This window comes from Paenibacillus sp. PastF-3, assembly GCF_029893135.1.
Taxonomy (GTDB): domain Bacteria; phylum Bacillota; class Bacilli; order Paenibacillales; family Paenibacillaceae; genus Paenibacillus_AQ; species Paenibacillus_AQ nitricinens.
Window position 1 is genome coordinate 666,996 of sequence record NZ_JARXWM010000001.1, and the last position, 21,291, is coordinate 688,286.

Below are 21,291 nucleotides of genomic sequence, written 5' to 3' on the forward strand. Positions count from 1 at the left end.
TATATGGAAGAGGATTAGTCTTGATTCTTCTTCATTAGCTGATACTGAAGATTTCTATATCATTGGGGGTTAGTTGACATTTAGTCTAATTAGACTAATAATATAAACAGTCTAATTAGACTATTGAAGAGAGGATGAGAATAATGATCAAATCATTTCTAATGATTGGACAGTCAAATATGGCTGGACGAGGATTTATACATGAAGTACCCCCAATTTATAACGAGAGAATCCAAATGCTACGTAATGGTAGATGGCAAATGATGGCTGAACCTATTAATTATGACCGTCCTGTTTCAGGAATAAGTCTGGCTGGATCATTTGCGGATGCATGGTGTCGTGAAAATGAAGAAGACATCATTGGCTTAATTCCTTGTGCTGAGGGTGGGAGCAGCATTGATGAATGGGCTGTAGATGGGGCGCTTTTTAAACATGCATTACAAGAAACTAAATTTGCTATGCAAAATAGTGAATTATCAGGGGTTTTATGGCATCAAGGAGAAAGTGATAGTAGTAATGGCAACTACAAAGTCTATTATCAGAAATTACTTTTAATATTTACGGCGCTTAGAAAAGAGTTAGATGCTCCAAATATTCCATTTATAATGGGTGGCCTAGGGGATTTTTTAGGCAAAGATGGGTTCGGGAAACATTGTACTGAATATGAGTTGATGAATCAAGAGTTACAAAAATATGCTTTTGAACAAGATGATTGTTACTTTGTTACAGCTTCAGGATTAACTTCTAATCCGGATGGTATTCATATCGATGCAATATCTCAAAGAAAATTTGGATTGCGATATTTTGAAGCCTTTATTAATAAGCAACATGTACTTGAGCCGCTAATTAATGAACATGAGTTGTTAAGTCGCCATAATGCAAGAATACACACTAAAGCGGAAAAAATGTATATATTGAGCATGGATTTTGCATTAGGAAAAATATCATTTGATGAATTTCAAGCCCAGTTTGTACAAATCAACAATGAGTAAAATATAATACCTAGTAGCATTTTGACGGAGGCGCTGAGTTGATAATATTGCTAATTTTAGGATTATTAAAACAAAATCCAGGGGCTCACGGTTATGAATTGTTATCCTTAATGGAAGAAAAACACTATAAATATATAGTGAGTTTCACCAAAGGGTCTTTTTATTATAATCTTGGGCAATTAGTAGAGAAAAAGTATATTGTAAAAGTTGACCAAAGAGACAACACCAGAGAGACGCATAATTATAACATCACTGAATTAGGGGAAAAAGAGTTTGAAAAGTTGATGTTCAAATATGGGTCTAAGACAGACTATATAAACCTATCTTTTTATGTAGCCATGTTATTTTCAGATGAATATAAAAAAGAAGAGCTAACTAAATTAATAGAAATACAAATTGAACAAACTAAGAATAAGATATTTTTAATACAGCTATCTCTTGAGAACGATGAAAATATCACTGCTTATTTTAAAAAAATGTTAGAAAATTCACTTTCCCACCATGTAGTAAATGTTCAATGGTTTGAAGGATTGCTTGAAGATATAAAAAATTGAAAACTGATCACTAAATAGTCCTATAAGAAACCCGCGCTCCGTGTGGGTTCTTTATTTTGTTTGCAAGTTTTTTAGACAAGGCTCCGGTAACAATCAGCAACATGCTAACGGTACCTGTAAAAAACATTTTGACATATCTAACAGGTACCGTTATAATAAAAACCAACAGGTACCGTCACAAAGATTAACAGGTACCATAAAAACTTTATGGAGGACCCAATATGGACATGAATACTGAATTATATGAAAAACTCGCGAAACTGCAATGGCTGCTGCAACGACAACACTTAAAAACACACGCTGCTGTGGGCCCTATGGCTGACACATCCCGCGGGCAAGGCAGGATACTGGCATTTCTCCGGATGAAAGATGGTATCAGCACCAAAGATTTATCCTATATGCTGGACATCCGTGTATCATCCCTCAATGAATTGCTTGCAAAATTGGAGAAAGCTGAATATATCACCCGTAAGCCATCAGAAACAGACAAACGCATCATGTTGATTTACCTAACCCAAAAAGGACAAGAGGAAGAGGGGCAAGAGATAGACAATGTCAACATATTTTCTAGCCTATCTTCAGAAGAGCAGGTTGCTTTCGGGGATTACTTAACCCGCGTAATTATGGCTTTAGAAGAAGAGCTTGGAACGGACGGAGAACGTGATGTAATGGCAATGTGGATGGAGGCCGCAAAGGAGCGTATGGGTACAGAGGAATTCGAAAAATTAATGGCCATGCGTGGACAAATGCAAAGAATGTGGGGGAATTCTAGGGACGAACGCTTTAGCGGAAGGTTCCCTGGCTTTGGCGGGGAAGGGCATCGAGACATGCGCGGATTCGTCTGGCCTTCCAGAGATGGCAGAAATTCATCACCAGACAAGTCACCTGATTCGGACGATAAGTAAGCAGAGTCTTTTCCACAAACAGTAGCAGTGGCTTAGCCTTTCACAAGAGAAAGATGAACGGCAAAGGAAGCATAATGACGTACTTTCTTGGATACTGAAGAACAGTCCAATTTCGCACACCAACCCTGTAAAGTTGTTGTTACGGTATGGGGTTGGTTGTTGCTGCGTTATGGTTCATATTTAATTAATAGTTAGAATTCTAAGTAATTTAAGTACCCAATAAATGAAGAAAGTGGTGACCCACATGGACGCAGAAAACCTCCATTACTTTGAAAAAGCACCTATCGCAAAAGCCGTCGCTCACTTCGGTATACCGATGATGTTAGGCATGTCAATGAGTGTCATATATTCAATATTGAATGCCTATTTCCTTGGCACACTGGGCAATACGGCTATGTTAACCGCACTTGCACTAACCTTGCCGTTATTCGCGATCATTATGGCGCTAGGAAACTTGATTGGCATGGGCAGTGGTACATTTATCTCCCGCTTGCTAGGGGAGAAAAAATATGATGATGTAAAGCATGTATCATCATTCGCTTTTTACAGCAGTTTAGTAATCGGTCTTATCGTGATGGCTGTTGGCCTCCCGTTGATTGATCCAATAGTTCATGGCCTGGGAGCGACGCCCGACTCCTTCGGATTTACAAAGGACTATGTAACGATTATGCTTATCGGCTCACCATTCGTTGTATTATGCTTCACACTTGAGAATATCGTGCGCTCGGAAGGTTCAGCAATCATATCGATGATCGGGATGATTCTAAGTGTCGTCGTGAATATTATTCTTGATGCGCTAGTTATCTTCGTCTTCCATTGGGACGTGATTGGTGTTGCGACGGCTACGGTCATCTCTAACTTGGTTGCTAGCACATTCTACGCCTACCATTTGGGTTATAAAAGCCAATTCTTAACTATCTCTTTAAAATGGTTCAAAGCTACCAAGGAAATACTGAGCAATGTATTCAAAATCGGAGTTCCCGTCTTTATTATGAGTATCTTCTTGGGTGCAATGTCACTCGTATTGAACCATTTTCTTGTCGAATATGGAGATCAAGCCATAGCCGGCTTCGGAATTTCATCACGTTTATTGCAATTACCTGAGTGCATTCTGATGGGTTTATGCGAGGGTGTCGTACCGCTCATTGCCTTCTCTTTTACAGCGAATAAATTACGCATGAAGCATACCATCGGATTCACGATCAAAGCGATTATAGCTTTAGCTGTCGTGTTCGGCGTTATCGTCTATCTGATTTCCGACCACTTAATTGGCTTATTTACGAATGACCTGCAATTAATTGAAATGGGCAGCTATATTCTGCATGTGACATTCTTATCGTTGTTCATTACAGGAATGACTTCGTTGTTTACCGGGATCTTCCAAGCTACAGCGCAAGGAACTGCTGCGTTTATAATGTCAATTATTCAAGGGGTTACTCTGATCCCTGTGTTGTATATAGCCAATCAAATGAATGGTTTTCATGGTGTGATCTGGTCGCTCGTCATTTCGGATGCCGTTGCCTTCCTGGTTGGTGCCATCATGCTGTATGTTCTTCGGAACAAGATGCAACCAGATTTAGATGCTTTAGCATAGTAGAATAAGCGAAAAAGGAACCGATTTATTTAAACTCCGTTTTTTTTTTGCCCGTAGGAAGAATCGCTGCTAAAATAATATGCAATAATAATATACACAAAAGAAGCCATCTTGTAGGTGGCTTCTTTTGCGAAAACGTCATAAGCTAGCCTATCTTAAAAAGAACAACAGCTAAATTTTAACGCTGACTTCTCCATTTGAAAGATATTCCTCGTCACCATTCTCATATCTGACTTTCAAATGGCAATCGTTATCGATATCAAGGGCTGTTGCCTTAAGCTGTTCATTATTCTTTATCACTGTTACGGGTTTGCCAAGTGAAATTAACCGTTTTCTATATTCGGAAAGAAACAATCTGTCCTTTAATTGCTTATAATATCCCATAAAATTGTTCAGTACTTCTGCTACCAGTCGGTTGCGGAGATCACCATAAGAATTATTTTCAGAAATTACAGTTGTTGCAATCTCGGTAAGGTCGTTAGGAAAGCCGTCGAACGGTAGTGCTACATTGATACCAATACCAAGTACGGCATAATCAAGCCAGCCGTTTTCCAGTGACACGGATGCTTCAGTAAGAATCCCGCACACCTTTTTACCTTCCATGAAGACATCATTCACCCATTTAATCTGTGTTTCTTTACCGGATACACTCTCGATAGAAAGGGCAACAGCAACAGCGGCGCAAGTGGTTAGCAGAGCGGAATCTGTTGCTGACAACTTGGGACGCAGCAGGATGCTCATATAGATTCCTGTTCCCGGTGGAGAAAAGAATTTCCGGCCCATTCTCCCGCGCCCAGCGGTCTGTTCTTCGGAAAGGATTACCTTACCCTCAGCTTCTCCATTTGAGGCAAGGCTTTTCACGGCTTCATTCGTTGAAGATATTGTCTTAAAGACTTCTACTCGTAACTTTTGCCCCTGGGTATTCAGATATTTTGAAATTGCACTGGCAGATAGGATATCTGTTTGAGGTGACATGGAATACCCTTTATTGGTTACAGCTTGTATGGAATATCCGTCTGTCTGTAACGATTTTATGGCTTTCCAGACCGCACTGCGCGTCACGGATAACTGAACGGCTATTTCCTCGCCGGAAAAGTATTCACCCTTATTACTGTCGAGCAAGGCAAGAATATGTTCTTTTACTGTCATGAACTTAACCTCCAAAAGTATAACTCTCCGACCAAAATCCATCGAATATATTAACATCCAATAATTGCGACTGAATACTCTAATTCTATATAACAATTGGAAAAACTCAAGTTTAGTATTTTATTCGATTGTGAACTATAAATAATATTATGGTTTACAATCATGAATATCTCCATTATAATTCAGCTTACTGGACGTATTTACTAACCAGAATACAATTATTTATATCCAATGGAGGTCAATTTTTTGAAGACAAAAGAACTTATTTATGCTGCATTATTCGCAGCACTTATCGCGGTGCTGGGCATGATTCCACCCATCCCCCTCGGTTTCATCCCCGTTCCGATCACTGCCCAGACGCTTGGTGTAATGTTAGCTGGATGTTTTCTGGGGAAACGGATGGGCGCCCTCAGTCTAGTCATTTTCATTATTCTGGTAGCCATTGGACTGCCTGTACTGACTGGTGGCCGCGGCGGAATCGCAGTGCTCATTGGTCCTTCTGCTGGATACATATTTAGCTTCCCGATCGCGGCCGGTCTTATCGGCTGGTATTCTGAAAAAATCTGGCCGAAGGTCCGAACTTGGAAGCTGATAGTAATCAACCTGATCTTTGGTGTATTACTAGTGAGTCTGATTGGCGCCCCTATCATGGCATTGATAACAAATACGTCGATATGGGCCGGTCTTGTCGGAGCATTGGCCTTTCTTCCGGGAGACATCATCAAAGCCGTTATTGCAGCCGTTATAACGATGCAGCTGAAAGCAATTAGCCCTATTGAAGAAAAAACACAAATATAATGTGATGTGAAACTCGGGTAAATGAAACCCGAGTTTTTTTATTGAAAAATATTAGGGTTATAGATGTGAATTTGTTTATACTATAAAAATTAAAATGAAATTGAAATAGGGTGGATAACCATGGATAAGGGATTTAATTTAGCCAGCCAACTATTAACGCTGCTTGATACGGAACAAAGATGGTATACCTTAGCCGAAGTGGAAAAAAGTTTAGGGATCTCAGATAAGACAATACGGAAGATGGTGGAGGAAATCAGCAAGCAACTACCCTCTACTGTAACCATTGAAGTGTCTAGAGGAAAGGGAATTATTCTTCGACGTGATGGGCGAAGTACGATTAGTGAAGTGATTTCTTCTATGTTCAGACAAACCATTTTTTATCGGCTGATGAATTTATTGTTTACGAATGCTGGTCGAATGTCTGTGGAAGAGCTTTCTGAAGCCATGTTTATGAGTACCTCATCTTTGAAGAAGCTGATTGTGGAATTAAATAATAATGATCTAAAAGCGTATAAGCTACGCATTAGTTACTCTACACCTGCGATCAAAGGGAATGAAATGAATATTCGATATTTTTATTGGAATTTATATTGTGATGCGTATGAGTTTACAGGATGGCCCTTTGTGAATCTCGATTTTGCCTATATAAATCAGTTGATCACAAATATAGAAAATGAGAATAACATAGTATATTTTATCAATTCCAAAAGGAAATTGTCCTTTTTGTTGGCAATTGTAATAGAAAGAGCTGCTAAAGGAACTTGTGTAACAATCGACGAAAATGCTTACCCATGGAAACAGGGGATGTTTTATATACCAGTGAAAGCCATAGCAGAGCGTCTTGAAGAAAAGCTGTTCATCGAATTTCCAAAGAGTGAAATATTCTTTATGCAATCCATGGTTAGTCTCAGCCAATATCATTATTATGAGGGGTCAGAGATCACTCCGATTAAAGAAGTCGAATTACATAAGGATAAAGAAGAATATCAAATGGGGAATCTGCTTCTCCTGTTGTTGGCAAAGGTATACCCGAACTTGGATATGCATGAACGATTTATCTTGGAGATTTACGGGTTCTTTGACAAGCTGTTAATCGAAAATGCCATTCCGGAATGGATGATGATTTCAAAAAGTCATTTAACGACATATGTTCAACAGGAGTGCCAGCAGATCTATCAAGAATTGCAAACTTGTATGCAAACATGGAATAAAACGTATCCTTCCGTCCTGTTTAATCATTTTCATTTAACAAAGCTAACCTTAATTGTTCGTTCAAGTTTACGTTATAAAAGTAAAAGGGCTTTCTTAGTGATTGGGGAAGAATTTTCAATTCGTCATTACATAGCAGATTTGATAAAGAAGGAGATAGGCGATCAGTTGATCCTTAATACTTCTATCATGAAAGGGCTAACCGACGAGATCATGCAGCAAAATAATATTGACCTTGTCATTAGTAATATCCCGGTCGCACTAAAGACAGTACCTGTTGTTATTATTTCTACGATCCCCTCTAAAAGAGACTTGAACAATATTCGTAAAGAACTGCTTTTATAATTTGACCAATTATTTTCCGTTACCTACGTAAGATTTTGGTCTAGTTTGTATTGTTAAAAAACCTTATGCTCAATCTAGTTTCGAAACTGATTTACTTGAAGGCAAGTGGAAAGTGATTTCGGTAACCCTCAGTTTACTAATAAAAGTTGGAGGAAGAACTATGAGTAGGCATTTAGGTGCAAATAAGGGAGAAATCGCAGAGCGTGTTCTGCTCCCAGGAGATCCCTTACGTGCAAAGTTTGTAGCAGAACAGTTTTTAGAGGAGGCTTATTGTTATAACGAAGTAAGAGGGATGTACGGATACACTGGCTTATATAAAGGTCTGCCGGTGTCGGTTCAAGGGACAGGGATGGGAAATCCATCGATGAGTATCTATGCAACAGAATTGATTGTGGATTATGAGGTTAAGAAATTGATTCGTATTGGTACATGTGGCGCGATGCAGGCAGACATCAATATCCGCGATATTATATTAGCCCAAGCGGTGTCTTCAGACAGTAATATGACGGAGAAAATCTTCCATGGCTGTAATTTCGCACCTACGGCAAATTTCTCATTGTTAATGAAAGCGTATCAACAAGTACAAAGTAAAAAGGCAAATGTTTTTGTTGGTAACATCTATAATTCTGATGAATTCTATCGTGAAACCTTAGATCGACTTCATAAGTTTATGGATTTCGGTGTATTGGCGGTAGAAATGGAAAGCACAGCCCTATATACTTTAGCCGCAAAATATGGTGTGAAAGCATTGTCGATTTTGACAGTGGGCAGTCAATTGTTAAGACAGGAACACCTAACTCATCAAGAAAGTGAACAATCCTTTTATGAAATGGTCGAAATAGCGCTTAACACAGTCATTGAAGGCTAATTAATTGATAAGAGCAGTGGGGTTAGAAAAGAGAGTGAGAAAGAAATGAGGGTAATGCTGTCAGGATTGCAGTGGATGATTTTTATGATCGCAGGTGCAATTGCCGCACCCATTGCAATCGCAGATTTATATAACTTAACGCCACTGGAGACCTCTGGACTCATTCAGAGCACATTGATTACTTTAGGGATAGCTGGATTTTTACAAGGTCTGATAGGTCATAAATTCCCTATTCATGAAGGTCCGGCAGGGTTATGGTGGAGCATTTTTACGATTTACGCAAGTTTAGTGGGGGGACTTTATTCTTCTAACAATGGTGCTTTACAAGCTTTAAGTGGGGCAATGATCATTAGCGGTGTGTTATTTATCCTAATTTCAGCATTTAAGCTAATGGATAAAATCGCTCGTCTATTTACTCCAACCATCACTTTTATTTATTTACTTTTATTGATCTTTCAATTAAGTGGATCTTTTATGAAAGGGATGATGGGGATTACCATAGCCCACTCCATGTTAGATGTTAAAGTATTCATCCTTAGTGTGATTGTGGTATGCATTACCTTTTGGTTAGGAAAAAGTCGCTTTGTAGTACTCAGCCAGTTTTCAATAATTTTCAGTATATTGATAGGCTGCCTATTATTTATTATCTGCGGTAATATACCTGTGTTTTCTCATGCGGATACTCTATTTAAGCTACCGAAAATATTCCCATTTGGCAGACCACGATTCGATGCCGGGACGATCACTACTGCATTTTTATTAACTCTGTTATTAATAACCAATGCAGTTGCGTCCATCCGTTTGATGGAGACCGTTATGAAACAAAAGCAAGTGGATCATCGTCGTTATTTGCGCGCCGGGTTTACTTCTGGAATTACGCATCTTATTAGTGGCGGTTTAGGAGCGGTCGGTTCTGTCCCTATCTCGGGAGCGGCGGGATATGTTGAACAAACAGGGATGAAGGAGCGCAGATCATTTTTAATTGGATGTTGCTTTGTGATCTTAATATCCTTATTTCCGCCAATGATGAATGTTATATCAGCGATTCCAGCTCCCATAGGCTATTCCGTTACCTTCGTCATTTTTGTGAAGATGGTCGGACTAGCACTAAAGGAATTGAAGAAGGTCATTCATGAAGAACGAACATTTATCGTTAGTGGAATTTCCCTTTTAGTGGGTGTGGGTTTAATGTTTATTCCTTCATCAGCTACGGCCCATTTATCTCCGATCGTGATAGCCATTTTAAATAATGGATTAATATGCGGAAGCCTGTTGGCGATTATTTTGGAACAAGGGTTAATGTGGAAAGATTCATTCCGATATGAGGATTCCGAAAAAATTAACCGATAATTTGGAGGGCTAAAAATGCATTATCTAATTTCTATTGCTGGTTTGGTTATTGTTCTATTACTAGCATGGCTGGGAAGTAACAATAAGAAAAAGATTAAATATCGACCCATCATTGTAATGATTGCTATTCAGATCGGTTTGGGATTAATTATACTAAAAACAAGTATAGGTGAATTCTTAATTAAAGGGTTTGCCGATAGTTTTGCAAAATTGCTTGGATACGCCAATGAAGGGACTGACTTTGTTTTTGGTGGGATTGCAAATGAAGGGGCCCATACATTTTTCCTTTATGTTTTGATGCCAATTGTTTTTATGTCGGCATTAATTGGGATATTGCAGCATTACAAAATACTCCCGTTCATTATCAAATATATTGGTTTGGTACTAAGTAAAATAAATGGCATGGGCAAATTGGAATCTTATAATGCAGTTGCAGCCGCAATTGTAGGACAAAATGAAGTGTTTATTTCAGTGAAAAACCAGCTTGGATTATTACCAAAACATCGATTGTATACATTATGTGCATCTGCAATGTCGACGGTATCCATGTCAATCGTTGGTTCATATATGACGATGCTAGAACCTCGGTATGTCGTGGCTGCGTTAATATTAAACCTATTCGGCGGATTCATCATCTCATCCATCATTAATCCGTATGAAGTTACACCTGAAGAAGATATTGTTGAGGTTCAGTTAGAGGAAAAACAAACGTTTTTTGAAATGCTAGGCGAGTATATTATGGATGGCTTTAAAGTAGCCATAGTAGTCGGTGTAATGTTGGTTGGTTTCGTTGGGATCATTGCTTTAATTAACGGGGTCTTCAGCGGAGTATTCGGTATCTCGTTTCAAGGAATTTTAGGGTATGTCTTTGCACCCATTGCCTTTCTTATCGGTGTCCCATGGCATGAAGCTGTTGATGCAGGCAGTATCATGGCCACAAAGCTTGTTGCGAATGAATTCGTTGCTATGCTTGACTTTGTTAAGATCCAAGATGGTTTAAGTGGGCGTACTACCGCCATTGTCTCCGTGTTTCTAATCTCATTTGCTAACTTTGGATCAATCGGTACGATTGTAGGCGCTGTGAAAGGATTGAATGAAAAACAAGGGAATATTGTGGCACGATTTGGTTTAAAACTGTTATTTGGTGCCACACTTGTAAGCGTTTTATCTGCTCTGATCATCGGTATCATTTTTTAATTGAACCTGTAGGTCAAAATGAAGCTAAAGCTTAAAAAACTAAATAAAAAATAGGAACAGGATACCTTACTTGTATTAAGAAATAGGTATCCTGTTTTTTTGTACAATTTCAGGTAGCCGCTCAAAAAGCGGCTTTTTGTCTGTCTAGTCTAATGAATTTAACGCCTGAAGAAATCATCGATATCAAATGGGTTAATAAAAGAAGAACCGTCAGAAGGTTTGATAGCAAAAGTATTGACAACCTGTATATACAGGTTTAAACTGTGTGAAGTGTTTGAACTTGTATATACAGGTTTAATGTTTGACATAAAGTATTTTTTTGGAGGTGTTCAACTTGAGTCAGTCCCAGTATTCGGAATGGTGGCGCCGATCTACGGTGTATCAGGTATACCCAAAGAGCTTTAAGGACACTACAGGCAACGGAACAGGAGATATTAAAGGACTTATTGAAAAATTAGATTATTTGCAGAAGCTTGGAATTGATATCGTCTGGTTGCAGCCGGTCTATGTCTCGCCACAACATGATAACGGTTACGATGTTGCGGATTATGAAAATATCAACCCGGATTTTGGTACGATGGAGGATTTCGACGAGTTAGTACAGGAACTACACAGACTTGGAATGAAGCTCATGATCGATATCGTGGTTAACCATACTTCAACAGAACATGAGTGGTTCAAACAATCCATTTCTAGCAGGAACAATCCCTACCGTGATTATTATATTTGGAAGGACCCGGCTCCGGACGGCGGCTTCCCCAACAACTGGCAGTCAAAGTTCGGGGGGCCAGCCTGGCAGTTTGATGAAGCTTCGGGACAATATTATCTTACTCTCTTCGATAAAACCCAGGCGGATCTGAATTGGGAGAACGAGAAGGTACGTAGAGCAGTGAATGATATGATGCTATTCTGGGCTAAAAAAGGTGTAGACGGCTTCCGAATGGATGTAATTAATTTAATCTCCAAGGATCAGCGCTTCCCTGATGATGACGGAAGTGTTTCACCGGGGGATGGACGTAAATTCTATACTGACGGTCCACGGGTCCATGAATACATCAAAGCGATGTATGAAGAGGTATTCGGTCCGTATAAGATGGTGACGGTCGGAGAGATGTCCTCAACTACACTGGAGCATTGCATCCGGTACTCGAGTCCTAAAGAGCGGGAATTTTCCATGACTTTTAATTTTCATCACTTAAAAGTCGATTATCCGAACGGACAGAAATGGGAGCTAATGCCCTTTGATTTTGAGGCGCTGAAAAGCTTGTTCACAGAGTGGCAGACGGAAATGCAGAAAGGCCGGGGTTGGAACGCATTATTTTTTAATAATCACGATCAACCGCGTGCCCTCTCCAGATTCACTGATGATAAGGTCTACCGTGTAGAGAGTGCCAAGCTGCTTGCAACAACTCTGCATGGACTTCAGGGAACACCTTATGTGTATCAAGGGGAAGAAATCGGGATGCCAAATCCGGTATGGAAGAGCATCGATGAGTTCCGTGATATTGAGTCACTGAATATGTACCGTATTTTGTGCGAACAGGGGAAAAGCCCTGAGACTGCTCTGAGTATTCTTCAGGAACGTTCACGGGACAATTCCCGTACGCCGATGCAATGGGATGAAAGCCGAAATGCCGGATTCACCACAGGTACTCCATGGCTGAAAGTTGATGAGCGGTATTCGGACATTAATGTGCAGAAGGAGCTAGCAAATCCCGATTCCATCTTTCATCATTACCGCAAGCTGATTGCACTACGCAAGGAGTATGAGATATTCCTTGAAGGTGTTTTCAAGAGACTCGATAATGGTCATCCTGAAGTGTTCGCTTACGCCAGAACAGGAGATGGAGAGTCGCTTGTAGTGGTCTCGAACTTCAGCAGCAAAGAGATTACCTTCCGTTTTGAAGAAAGTCACTGGGCAGAGTTATCATCTGGTAAAGACAAGCTTCTGATTGGAAATACAACAGAAACATCTGCATTAACACAAGAGCTTCAGCTTAGTCCTTATGCTTCCTATATGTGGTTAACCCGCTAACGAAGTGTACTTGAGTAGGAGCACAAATCAAATATGTAAGGAGTGAAAATATGGCTATAGACCGCAAAAATGTTGAGGATATTGTACGCGCAGTTGGGGGCAAGGAGAATATAGAGGTTGCGACACATTGTGTAACCCGGCTGAGATTCTCGCTGTATGATGAAAGCAAGGTGGATTCGGAAGCCTTGGATCGCAACGAATTAGTAAAAGGACAATTTTCTAGCCAGGGGCAGTTTCAGATTGTTATCGGACCGGGAACAGTAGATAAAGTATACGATGAAATGATTCAAATCACTGGCGGTTCTCGTTCTTCCAAAGATGAAGTGAAATCCGCTGCTGCCCGAAAACAGAATCCTCTGCAGCGTGCGATCAAGACGCTGGCTGATATATTTATTCCTATTCTTCCGGCTATCGTAACCGCAGGTTTGCTGCTTGGGATCAATAATATTTTGACCGGACCTGGTATCTTCTTTGATAATCAGTCGCTGGTGGATGTCTATCCCGCATGGAAAGACATTGCTGCGATTATTAATACGATTGCCAGCACAGCCTTTACCTTTTTACCAGCACTTATCGGTTGGGCAGCTGTTACACGTTTCGGCGGCAGTCCTCTGCTCGGGATCGTTTTGGGTCTCATTCTCGTGCACCCAGATCTATTAAGTGCCTATAACTATGCAAGTGCTTCCACTGAGGGAACTGTTCCAACTTGGAATTTGTTTGGCTGGCATTTGGAGAAGATCGGTTATCAGGGACAGGTATTACCAGTGCTGGTTTCGGCCTATATTCTGGCAAGGCTGGAGAAATTCCTCAACCGCCGGGTGCATGATTCCATTAAACTGCTGGTTGTTGCGCCAGTAACTCTGTTGATTACAGGTTTTCTGGCCTTCACCATTATCGGACCGGTTACGTTTGGCATTGCCAATGCCATCACCTCCGGCCTGATCTTTGTATTTGATCATTTTGCGCTTCTTGGTGGCTTGATTTACGGCGGATTCTATTCGCTTCTGGTCATCACTGGTATGCATCATACCTTCTTGGCGGTTGATGTGCAGCTCATCGGCAGCGAGGGCGGCACTTTCCTCTGGCCGATGTTAGCGCTATCAAATATTGCACAAGGTGCCGCGGCACTGGCAATGATGTTCGTAGTCAAAGAACAGAAGGCAAAAGGCTTGGCGGCTACATCTTCCGTCTCTGCATTCCTCGGCGTGACGGAGCCGGCGATCTTCGGAGTGAATATCCGCTACCGTTATCCTTTCATCTTCGGGATGATCGGCTCAGGGATTGCCGGTATGATTCTTACCGTTAATCAGGTTCGCGCTTCTTCCATTGGCGTAGGCGGGATTCCCGGCTTCCTTTCGATATTCCCTAACCAGTGGGGCGTGTTCTTCATTGGCATGCTTATTGTTCTCATTGTGCCATTTGTCGCCACTGTACTCTACGGTCGTTCTGTAGTGGGGCGTTCTGAAAAGAACCCAGCTACAAAGTCTGCTAGTACTGTGAGCGAAACAAACGATTTGAATAACCGCCCTACAGTACAAGAGACACAGGAATCCGTGAATATTCTGGAGCTTATCTCTCCACTCAGTGGAACTGCAGTATCTCTAGATCAGGTGCCTGATCCTGCCTTTGCTGAGAAACAGATGGGCGAGGGAATTGCAATCGAACCTTCTGAGGGTAAAGTATATGCACCTTTTGATGCTACAGTAGCTCATGTAATCAAGAGCAAACATGCGCTTATATTGGAGCATGCAAGTGGTGTACAAGTACTTATTCACGTTGGAATTAATACGGTGTCGCTTAAAGGAAATGGTTTTACCACCCATAAGAATATTGGCGACAAGGTGCAGGCGGGCGAGCTTCTGCTGGAATTTGATATGGAGGCCATCCGCGCAGCAGGTTACCCTTTGATTACTCCAATCATCATTCCTGCAGGTCAGGATATGGTGGAGAAGATTGAGGAGAAGACGGGACCAGCTGCAGCTAGACAATCTATCATCTTGACTATTCATCTCAAGGGTTGATATAGACTCTATTGGCAAAGACTTTATATTACAGAAAGACAGCCCCTAGGGGCTGTCTTTCTGTAATATAAGAATTTGTATGTTTCACGCTATAAATTTTTCTTATATTTCCACGAGAAATGGTTATCGTCTTTAAAGGATAACAAAATCGTTTCTCCTTGTTGCCGTATTCTAATTGAATCGATGCTTCCAAAGGCATGACGTGATACAATAAAGGGCGGTGATCAAAATTGAGAGAAAATAAATATTTGCAAATTTATAATGAGTACAGCAACCAAATTCTTTCTGGACAACTGCTGCCGGGAACCAAGCTGCCTTCTGAAAGTGAACTTGCTGAAGCATATAGCACTTCACGAGAGACTGTTCGCAAAGCGCTGAACCTGCTGTTCCGTGAAGGATACATTCACAAAATTAAGGGCAGAGGCTCCTTTGTGCTTGATATGACGAGAATGGATTTCCCCGTTACCGGTCTGATTTCATTTAAAGAGATGGCCGATACACTGGGTACTGCCTCACGGACACTGGTAGAGCGGACGATATGTGAACCGGCAGGCTCCGCGCTCGCCAGACATCTGCAGATTCCGCCTGAAACCCTGGTTTGGAAAGTTATTCGTGCCAGAGAGATTGAAGGCGATCGGATCATTTTGGATAAGGATTATTTCCGAGCGGATATTGTTCCATTCCTAAGCGAAGAAATCGCTGAAGGCTCACTCTATGAATATCTGGAGCAGGAGTTGGGACTTAAAATCAGTTATGCGAAGAAGCTGATATCCGTTGAGCCTTCTACAGAGGAGGATTATAGACTGCTCGATTTGAAGAATTACACGCATATCGTAGTAGTACGAAACTATGTTTATTTGGAGAACACAGTGCTTTTCCAATATACCGAGTCCAGGCATAGGCTGGATAAATTTCAGTTCGTGGATTTTGCACGAAGGGTGAAACGATAAGCTAAGCTTAAAAAGGGGTATCCCAGTGTGGGATACCCCTTTTTTACGCGATATAAAATTCATCCTCCTCCCAAGTCTACAGTTATTTATGTGGTAAAATTAGGATAACTAAATATGGGGAGGCGTGTAAATTGAGTCTTGATCTTGTGATGATTATTTTTCTACTATTAATAAATATTCCAATATATAAAGTATTGTTTCGCGTGTTCTTTGTGGATAATGATGATTATAACGAAACGATTAGACATACTTTTACACCTAACATCGTTTCATTATTCCGAGGAGAGTATTGGAAGGATAGAATGAATACTGCAAGACTTCAGTTTTTTGTTATTATTTGCGTTGGGTTAGTTGTTTTAGAATACCTTGTTTTGAATAAAGTAATAGAAATTTTTCGTTGAAAATAGGAATTTGAATTTCTTGCATAAGCACCATTCTTTTATGGAAAACTTCTGTTGTGCAAATAAATAGCATGATTCCATTTTGGGAGGATAGTATTATGACAAATCAGGATCCGCAGGAGCTTCTTAAGAGTAAACATAAGCTAGACGAGCAAAAAAGGCAGTTCACAAATTTCGCTCGAAGTGCTTCCGGTCATGGTGAAGTTGAAGCTGGCCAGGAATTCAGTAATGATCGAGTACCTGACGATCAAAACCGCATGAAATCTGTTGAAAACAGACAAGACTGACTTTTAAAAAAAGCCGATCCTTTTCTGGATCGGCTTAGAAAATGATTATAACTACCCTTCAAGCTTTTGTGGAGCTTTTACTGCTCCAGGTTTCAAAACAGAAGCAAGAATAACGATCGTACTCCCTAGGCCAATCCAAGTGAGTGTGGATACGGCATCGTTCCAACTTAATCCTTTACCAAAGAAGAACAGCTCTCGAAGACCATCCACCATAAAACGCATTGGCAACCAAGAGTGCACCCAGTCCCGATAGAATGGAGACATCATTTCTGGGGCTAATGCAAGTAATGGTGCACCAAAGAAAAGGATTAAGGCGAAGATAGCGATTCCTTTGATGCCTACGAACGAAATTACGGCAGATATCATAAGGAAAAAGCTAAAGAATGTAATGGTTAAGAATAGTGCTGTATCCATAAATTGAGGGATATGAAGACCTATCATACTTTCTGCGAGCCAAGTTAATCCAAAGCCAACGACTAACGCAATAACAGCCCCCATAACAATCTGTGTTAACTTCGCAGCAAATGCGTCTTTTCGAGTCGTTGTCTTCATCTTGCTAACAGCAAGAAAGAGAACCGCAGCGCTCGCCATACTTGCCATCCAAAGCGGTTGAAATAAGGAAATAGGGGAATTTCCATTAGCACTCTTCGTGCCGATTTCATTCACATTAGTGACCGTCTTGGTTATAGGACTTACTAAAACGGAAGCTTGCTCCACCGTCAATGTTGCACCTTTCTTTTTCAACCCTTCTACAATCTGAGTACGAACATTGTTGTTCATGTTATCAACAACACCGTTCAGGATTTGCCCAGCCATTGTGGAAGCCGCAGTATTCATACCTTGATTAATAAAAATCTGAACTTCAGGTGAATTAGGTGTTGGACTGCTCAAAGAGGCTTGCTTCGCACTAAAGTCTTCCGGAATGACAAGTGCCGCGTAATAATTCTGTTTGTTTAAACCGTTTTGTACTTCCTCGATATTATTTACTTCCAACCATTTGATTGCTGGCTCCTCGTCGGAGGTTGGAGACGAGTTTTTCTGAATCATCTCAACAATCGTTTGCCCCATATTAACTTTCCCTTGATTGGGGATGTCAATTCCTTGATCTGCATTTACGATAGCGATTGGCATGTTCTTTGGTTTGATTTGAACGGAAGGGAAAAGCGCAAGTGAAAAAATAAAGATGACCAAGAATGCCATAATTGGCGAAATCAGTACGAGCTTGTTTTTAAAGAATTTCATGGTTAACCCACTCCTTTTTATAATATCTTAATGATCCGAAGATGATTTCCGAATTCCATCCATTACAAAATGGATCGCATCCTCAATTTCCTCGTCACTGATTGAATCCTTATTTAACAATACAAACTGAGTAGCAATGAATCCGCCAATGAATGAGTAAATTAATTTTAGAAGTCTGTCAATCGGGATGTCCTTCAGTTCACCTCGATCTATGAATATTTCAATAAAATTAGCAATTCGGGGCTTTACTATTTCTTCAAAATAAGGAAGGAATTCATTTTTCAATTCCTCTTTATAAATAATCTCCTTGATGAGAACCTGGAAAATTTCTTTGTTCTCCGTGATAAATTCAATCCGATTTTTAAGAAAAGCCCTTAAGAATCCTTCAAAGGTCGAATCAGCATTCCCTATTATCTGATCAACTGCCTCATTCGCGAGGGAAGGGAAGAATTCTTTAATATAGGGGACAGTAAGAGATAATAACAGATTATCCTTTGTTCCATATTGTTTAAAGATGCTTGCCTCTGACACCTCGGCTAACTTAGCAATTTCTGCAGTAGAAGTATTGGAATAACCCTTTTCAGCAAATAATCGAATGGCTGCCTCTACAATCCGTTGTTGTTTTGCCGTTAACTTTGTGGATTGCGAAATTAAAATCTCGTTAAACAGGTTGTTAATATTCAATAATCAATTCACCACTTTCAGGATTTGATGATAAGTTAATGATAAAAAGTGAGTACTTACTTACTCGTTGTTATTTTAACGGCATCGTGGTTATCTGTCAATAAAAAGTGAGTAATTACTCACCTTAATATTATAGCCAATACTTTTTATGTAATAAGATGTTATTCTAAATGAAAGGTCTTCGAAAGGGTTAGATGAATATGACAGAGAGAATCCATGAACAAATGGCTGAAAGAACGCGGCAATTAATCAAAGAATCATTAATGCAATTAATCGAGGAAAAAGGATTTAGTAATGTGACAGTTAAAGATTTGACACTTACGGCAGGAATAAACCGTGGCACATTTTATCTCCATTATCTGGATAAATATGACTTGCTCGAACAAATGGAGATTGAATTACTGGAAGGTTTAGAAGAGTATATGCACATATTGAATTATCAAGAGATGTTGGAATGCCATAAGGCTAACACTCCGTATGATCCGTTGGTTCAAGTTTTTCAATATTTAAAACAAAAGGGAAGGATTTTAAGCGGACTATTAGGTGCAAAAGGAGATCCTGCTTTCTCACAAAAATTGAAGTCGTTTTTGAAAAACGGTATTTTTGCAGGATTAATCGATAGCTTTCAGGATGAGTCGATCCCTAAACAATATTTTTCGGCATTTGCAACTTCAGCTTATCTTGGCATTATTGAGGACTGGTTAAATAGTGACATGAAACAATCCCCTGAAGAAATGGCAATCATTTATGTGAAGATCAAATTTTTCGGGATGAATTTGTAAGGCGAACTAAAAAGAAGCGAAGCTGAGAGCAGCAACGCTTCTTTTTTTGAGATACTAACTATACCGGTTTGTAGTTATTCTCACACCAAATCATTTACTAGAAGCAAGATTTTTCCACGCGTTTGTCCTACTTTCTCGTGAACAGCAGCAAGCTCTTTTAGTGCTAATCTTTCCGTAATAAAAGGCTTTACATGTCCTTGATCCACGATATCTGCGATTTGGGACAATTGCTTAGCATTACGCTGCACGCCCATTCTCACCACATGAACCCCCAAGTTTTTAGCTACATCTTCGTCTGCCGGATTGTAAGCTGAGACGAGGGTGCCTCCATCTTTGAGCAAAAGCAGTAATTTTGTCACTTCTTCTGAGCTAAGAGGGGAGAGGTTGAAAATTAAATCCACCTTCTCAGTTAGTTTTTCTTCTATTAATTCATTCTTATAATTGATGATTTCGTCAATCCCCAGGTCTTGAAGAGCGGAGATACTTTCTTCTGAAGCCGTTCCAATGACGTAAGCACCTTTCCATTTTGCAAGTTGAACGGCGATGGAGCCTACACCACCAGCTGCTGCTGTGATCAATACCCGTTGGCCGGATTGAAGATTACCGTGGTCGAATAAACCTTGCCAAGCTGTCATCGCACCACCGGGAAGAGCTGCGGCATCTTGTAAATCAATATTTTCAGGTGCTAAAGCTACATCATCAGCTTTGCAGACTACATATTCCGCGGCCGCACCATTTTTGGTCATGTCGAGAAAAGCAAATACTTTATCTCCAAATTGGAATCCATTCACGGATTCACCTATTTTTTCGATAACCCCTGATACATCCACGTTTGGAATAAAAGGTAATTCTAGTGGCAGAATATCCTTCATAACACCCATTCTAAGCATCGCATCTGCAGGATTGAAGGCAGTTGCCGCAACTTTAATTAATACTTCGTCTGCACTTACATCTGGAGTAGGAGCTTCCTCATATCGAAGTACTTCTACTGCACCGTATTGATGATATCTTACTGCTTTCATAATATTAAACACCTCTTCATTAGATTATTTAATGAACAACGTGTTGATCGTTGATCTGACTATATCTTAAAATATAGGTTCTTTCTAATCAATCAACAATGACAGGTTAGGTGTTGAGTGAATTAATAATTGGGCTTAGTTTTTCAAACCTGCTGCAGTGAATGGACCTTGGATCGTGATCGTAGACAGTATTCTGGCCATTTCCTCAGGAGATTCTTTTCCATCACCATTCAACCATTGCTCAAGTACGCCGATATGTGCTGAAGCTAAATAAGCAATTAGGTACTCACTAGGGACAAGTAAATTTTCTTGCTTAATAAGAGGAAATTCATTGTTTACAAACAGCGTTTTCCACATGAATGCTTTCATCTTCGTTTGAAAATTTAAATCAGCCTTAAATAGTGCTTTCATAAACTTTCTATTCAGCTCAAGATGTCTAAAAAAACCAACAAGAATATTTAAGGGAGCGGCTTGGGGAATGTTTGTATCACGTTCCATAATAACTTCAACAAGGTTCTGTCTAACAATATTTTTCATTTCGGCCAAAATTTCATCTTGGCATCTGTTCATTAAGTCATATTTATCCTGATAATGTGAATAAAAAGTGCCTCGATTAATTCTGGCTTTAGTTGTAATGTCTTTAACGGTAATGCCTTCGAACCCTTTTTCCTCAATTAATTCAATTAATGCTTCCCGAATGAGTTCCTTTGTTCTAATAATTCGCAAATCCTTATCCGTTTCTCGCATCAAAAGTCATCTCCTTGATCTTTATAATGTACACAATCCCAATTAGTGTTGGATATCCAGCACTTTCGACTGTTCTGATTATTGTTGAATGTCTTCATTGTGATTATAATTGAAAATATAAAGATAAACAACACGTTGTTCTTTTGAGTGTTGAGCAGA

The 21,291-nt window shown here is 40.0% G+C and carries 20 protein-coding genes; 15 read left to right on the top strand and 5 right to left on the bottom strand.

Annotation, left to right across the window (positions count from 1 at the left end; translation table 11 throughout):
• Positions 1-143: 143 nt before the first annotated feature.
• The 4 genes from M2444_RS03080 (at position 144) to M2444_RS03095 (ending at position 4,045) form a co-directional block, all read left to right on the top strand.
• Complete coding sequence (locus M2444_RS03080) at positions 144-992, top strand: sialate O-acetylesterase (protein ID WP_280786239.1); 849 nt, start codon at positions 144-146, stop codon at positions 990-992.
• 38 nt (positions 993-1,030) lie between these two features.
• Positions 1,031-1,546 carry a PadR family transcriptional regulator gene (locus tag M2444_RS03085; RefSeq protein ID WP_280786240.1) on the top strand — a complete coding sequence of 172 codons (516 nt, stop codon included), beginning with the start codon at positions 1,031-1,033 and terminating at the stop codon, positions 1,544-1,546.
• A gap of 221 nt (positions 1,547-1,767) precedes the next feature.
• Positions 1,768-2,451 (top strand): MarR family winged helix-turn-helix transcriptional regulator, encoded by a 684-nt coding sequence (locus tag M2444_RS03090; RefSeq protein WP_094875020.1) that lies wholly within the window; start codon positions 1,768-1,770, stop codon positions 2,449-2,451.
• A 244-nt stretch (positions 2,452-2,695) separates the two neighbouring features.
• The gene (locus tag M2444_RS03095) at positions 2,696-4,045 is read left to right on the top strand and encodes an MATE family efflux transporter (protein WP_094875021.1); all 1,350 of its coding nucleotides are present in this window, start codon (positions 2,696-2,698) and stop codon (positions 4,043-4,045) included.
• 171 nt (positions 4,046-4,216) lie between these two features.
• Here M2444_RS03095 and M2444_RS03100 read toward each other — a convergent pair whose 3' ends face one another.
• Positions 4,217-5,194: a biotin--[acetyl-CoA-carboxylase] ligase gene (locus tag M2444_RS03100; RefSeq protein ID WP_280786241.1), complete on the bottom strand. Its 978-nt coding sequence runs from the start codon at positions 5,192-5,194 to the stop codon at positions 4,217-4,219.
• Between the two features lie 246 nt (positions 5,195-5,440).
• Here M2444_RS03100 and M2444_RS03105 point away from each other — a divergent pair, with 246 nt between their 5' ends.
• The 10 genes from M2444_RS03105 to M2444_RS03150 all read left to right on the top strand — a co-directional run bounded on the left by M2444_RS03105 (position 5,441) and on the right by M2444_RS03150 (position 16,655).
• Positions 5,441-5,992: a biotin transporter BioY gene (locus M2444_RS03105; RefSeq protein WP_094875023.1), complete on the top strand. Its 552-nt coding sequence runs from the start codon at positions 5,441-5,443 to the stop codon at positions 5,990-5,992.
• Positions 5,993-6,112: 120 nt separating this feature from the next.
• Positions 6,113-7,546 (top strand): AcpB/EbpR/MafR family transcriptional regulator, encoded by a 1,434-nt coding sequence (locus M2444_RS03110; RefSeq protein WP_280786242.1) that lies wholly within the window; start codon positions 6,113-6,115, stop codon positions 7,544-7,546.
• Between the two features lie 160 nt (positions 7,547-7,706).
• Positions 7,707-8,414, top strand: coding sequence for a purine-nucleoside phosphorylase (deoD, locus tag M2444_RS03115; protein ID WP_280786243.1), 708 nt, complete (start codon positions 7,707-7,709; stop codon positions 8,412-8,414).
• A 45-nt stretch (positions 8,415-8,459) separates the two neighbouring features.
• Complete coding sequence (locus M2444_RS03120; protein WP_280786244.1) at positions 8,460-9,764, top strand: purine/pyrimidine permease; 1,305 nt, start codon at positions 8,460-8,462, stop codon at positions 9,762-9,764.
• Positions 9,765-9,779: 15 nt separating this feature from the next.
• Complete coding sequence (locus M2444_RS03125) at positions 9,780-10,961, top strand: NupC/NupG family nucleoside CNT transporter (RefSeq protein ID WP_094875025.1); 1,182 nt, start codon at positions 9,780-9,782, stop codon at positions 10,959-10,961.
• Between the two features lie 334 nt (positions 10,962-11,295).
• Positions 11,296-12,996 (top strand): alpha,alpha-phosphotrehalase, encoded by a 1,701-nt coding sequence (gene treC / locus M2444_RS03130; RefSeq protein ID WP_280786245.1) that lies wholly within the window; start codon positions 11,296-11,298, stop codon positions 12,994-12,996.
• Between the two features lie 50 nt (positions 12,997-13,046).
• Complete coding sequence (gene treP / locus M2444_RS03135; protein WP_280786246.1) at positions 13,047-15,017, top strand: PTS system trehalose-specific EIIBC component; 1,971 nt, start codon at positions 13,047-13,049, stop codon at positions 15,015-15,017.
• Between the two features lie 230 nt (positions 15,018-15,247).
• Positions 15,248-15,967, top strand: coding sequence for a trehalose operon repressor (gene treR / locus M2444_RS03140; protein ID WP_094868973.1), 720 nt, complete (start codon positions 15,248-15,250; stop codon positions 15,965-15,967).
• Between the two features lie 131 nt (positions 15,968-16,098).
• The gene (locus M2444_RS03145; RefSeq protein WP_094868972.1) at positions 16,099-16,368 is read left to right on the top strand and encodes a hypothetical protein; all 270 of its coding nucleotides are present in this window, start codon (positions 16,099-16,101) and stop codon (positions 16,366-16,368) included.
• Between the two features lie 98 nt (positions 16,369-16,466).
• A complete protein-coding gene (locus M2444_RS03150; RefSeq protein WP_042188410.1) occupies positions 16,467-16,655 on the top strand; it encodes a hypothetical protein in 189 nt (62 codons plus the stop codon).
• Between the two features lie 51 nt (positions 16,656-16,706).
• On the opposite strand, the gene M2444_RS03155 is transcribed toward M2444_RS03150, so the two are convergent.
• A complete protein-coding gene (locus M2444_RS03155; protein ID WP_094878420.1) occupies positions 16,707-17,897 on the bottom strand; it encodes a YhgE/Pip domain-containing protein in 1,191 nt (396 codons plus the stop codon).
• Between the two features lie 27 nt (positions 17,898-17,924).
• On the bottom strand, positions 17,925-18,581 hold the full coding sequence (locus tag M2444_RS03160; RefSeq protein WP_280786247.1) for a TetR/AcrR family transcriptional regulator: 657 nt from the start codon (positions 18,579-18,581) through the stop codon (positions 17,925-17,927).
• Between the two features lie 194 nt (positions 18,582-18,775).
• Here M2444_RS03160 and M2444_RS03165 point away from each other — a divergent pair, with 194 nt between their 5' ends.
• Positions 18,776-19,363 carry a TetR/AcrR family transcriptional regulator gene (locus tag M2444_RS03165; RefSeq protein WP_094878419.1) on the top strand — a complete coding sequence of 196 codons (588 nt, stop codon included), beginning with the start codon at positions 18,776-18,778 and terminating at the stop codon, positions 19,361-19,363.
• Between the two features lie 80 nt (positions 19,364-19,443).
• Here the strand turns inward: M2444_RS03165 and M2444_RS03170 are convergent, their stop codons facing one another.
• Positions 19,444-20,385 carry an NADP-dependent oxidoreductase gene (locus M2444_RS03170; RefSeq protein ID WP_280786248.1) on the bottom strand — a complete coding sequence of 314 codons (942 nt, stop codon included), beginning with the start codon at positions 20,383-20,385 and terminating at the stop codon, positions 19,444-19,446.
• Positions 20,386-20,520: 135 nt separating this feature from the next.
• Complete coding sequence (locus M2444_RS03175; protein ID WP_094878417.1) at positions 20,521-21,132, bottom strand: TetR/AcrR family transcriptional regulator; 612 nt, start codon at positions 21,130-21,132, stop codon at positions 20,521-20,523.
• Positions 21,133-21,291 lie beyond the last annotated feature (159 nt).

What these genes read in the sequence shown, in the direction of transcription:
- M2444_RS03155 (WP_094878420.1), bottom strand. Translation starts at nt 17,897, where the DNA reads ATGAAATTCTTTAAAAACAAGCTCGTACTGATTTCGCCAATTATGGCA.
- treP (WP_280786246.1), top strand. Translation starts at nt 13,047, where the DNA reads ATGGCTATAGACCGCAAAAATGTTGAGGATATTGTACGCGCAGTTGGG.
- M2444_RS03125 (WP_094875025.1), top strand. Translation starts at nt 9,780, where the DNA reads ATGCATTATCTAATTTCTATTGCTGGTTTGGTTATTGTTCTATTACTA.
- M2444_RS03080 (WP_280786239.1), top strand. Translation starts at nt 144, where the DNA reads ATGATCAAATCATTTCTAATGATTGGACAGTCAAATATGGCTGGACGA.
- M2444_RS03175 (WP_094878417.1), bottom strand. Translation starts at nt 21,132, where the DNA reads ATGCGAGAAACGGATAAGGATTTGCGAATTATTAGAACAAAGGAACTC.
- M2444_RS03110 (WP_280786242.1), top strand. Translation starts at nt 6,113, where the DNA reads ATGGATAAGGGATTTAATTTAGCCAGCCAACTATTAACGCTGCTTGAT.
- M2444_RS03095 (WP_094875021.1), top strand. Translation starts at nt 2,696, where the DNA reads ATGGACGCAGAAAACCTCCATTACTTTGAAAAAGCACCTATCGCAAAA.
- M2444_RS03120 (WP_280786244.1), top strand. Translation starts at nt 8,460, where the DNA reads ATGAGGGTAATGCTGTCAGGATTGCAGTGGATGATTTTTATGATCGCA.
- M2444_RS03150 (WP_042188410.1), top strand. Translation starts at nt 16,467, where the DNA reads ATGACAAATCAGGATCCGCAGGAGCTTCTTAAGAGTAAACATAAGCTA.
- M2444_RS03165 (WP_094878419.1), top strand. Translation starts at nt 18,776, where the DNA reads ATGAATATGACAGAGAGAATCCATGAACAAATGGCTGAAAGAACGCGG.
- deoD (WP_280786243.1), top strand. Translation starts at nt 7,707, where the DNA reads ATGAGTAGGCATTTAGGTGCAAATAAGGGAGAAATCGCAGAGCGTGTT.
- M2444_RS03100 (WP_280786241.1), bottom strand. Translation starts at nt 5,194, where the DNA reads ATGACAGTAAAAGAACATATTCTTGCCTTGCTCGACAGTAATAAGGGT.
- M2444_RS03170 (WP_280786248.1), bottom strand. Translation starts at nt 20,385, where the DNA reads ATGAAAGCAGTAAGATATCATCAATACGGTGCAGTAGAAGTACTTCGA.
- M2444_RS03090 (WP_094875020.1), top strand. Translation starts at nt 1,768, where the DNA reads ATGGACATGAATACTGAATTATATGAAAAACTCGCGAAACTGCAATGG.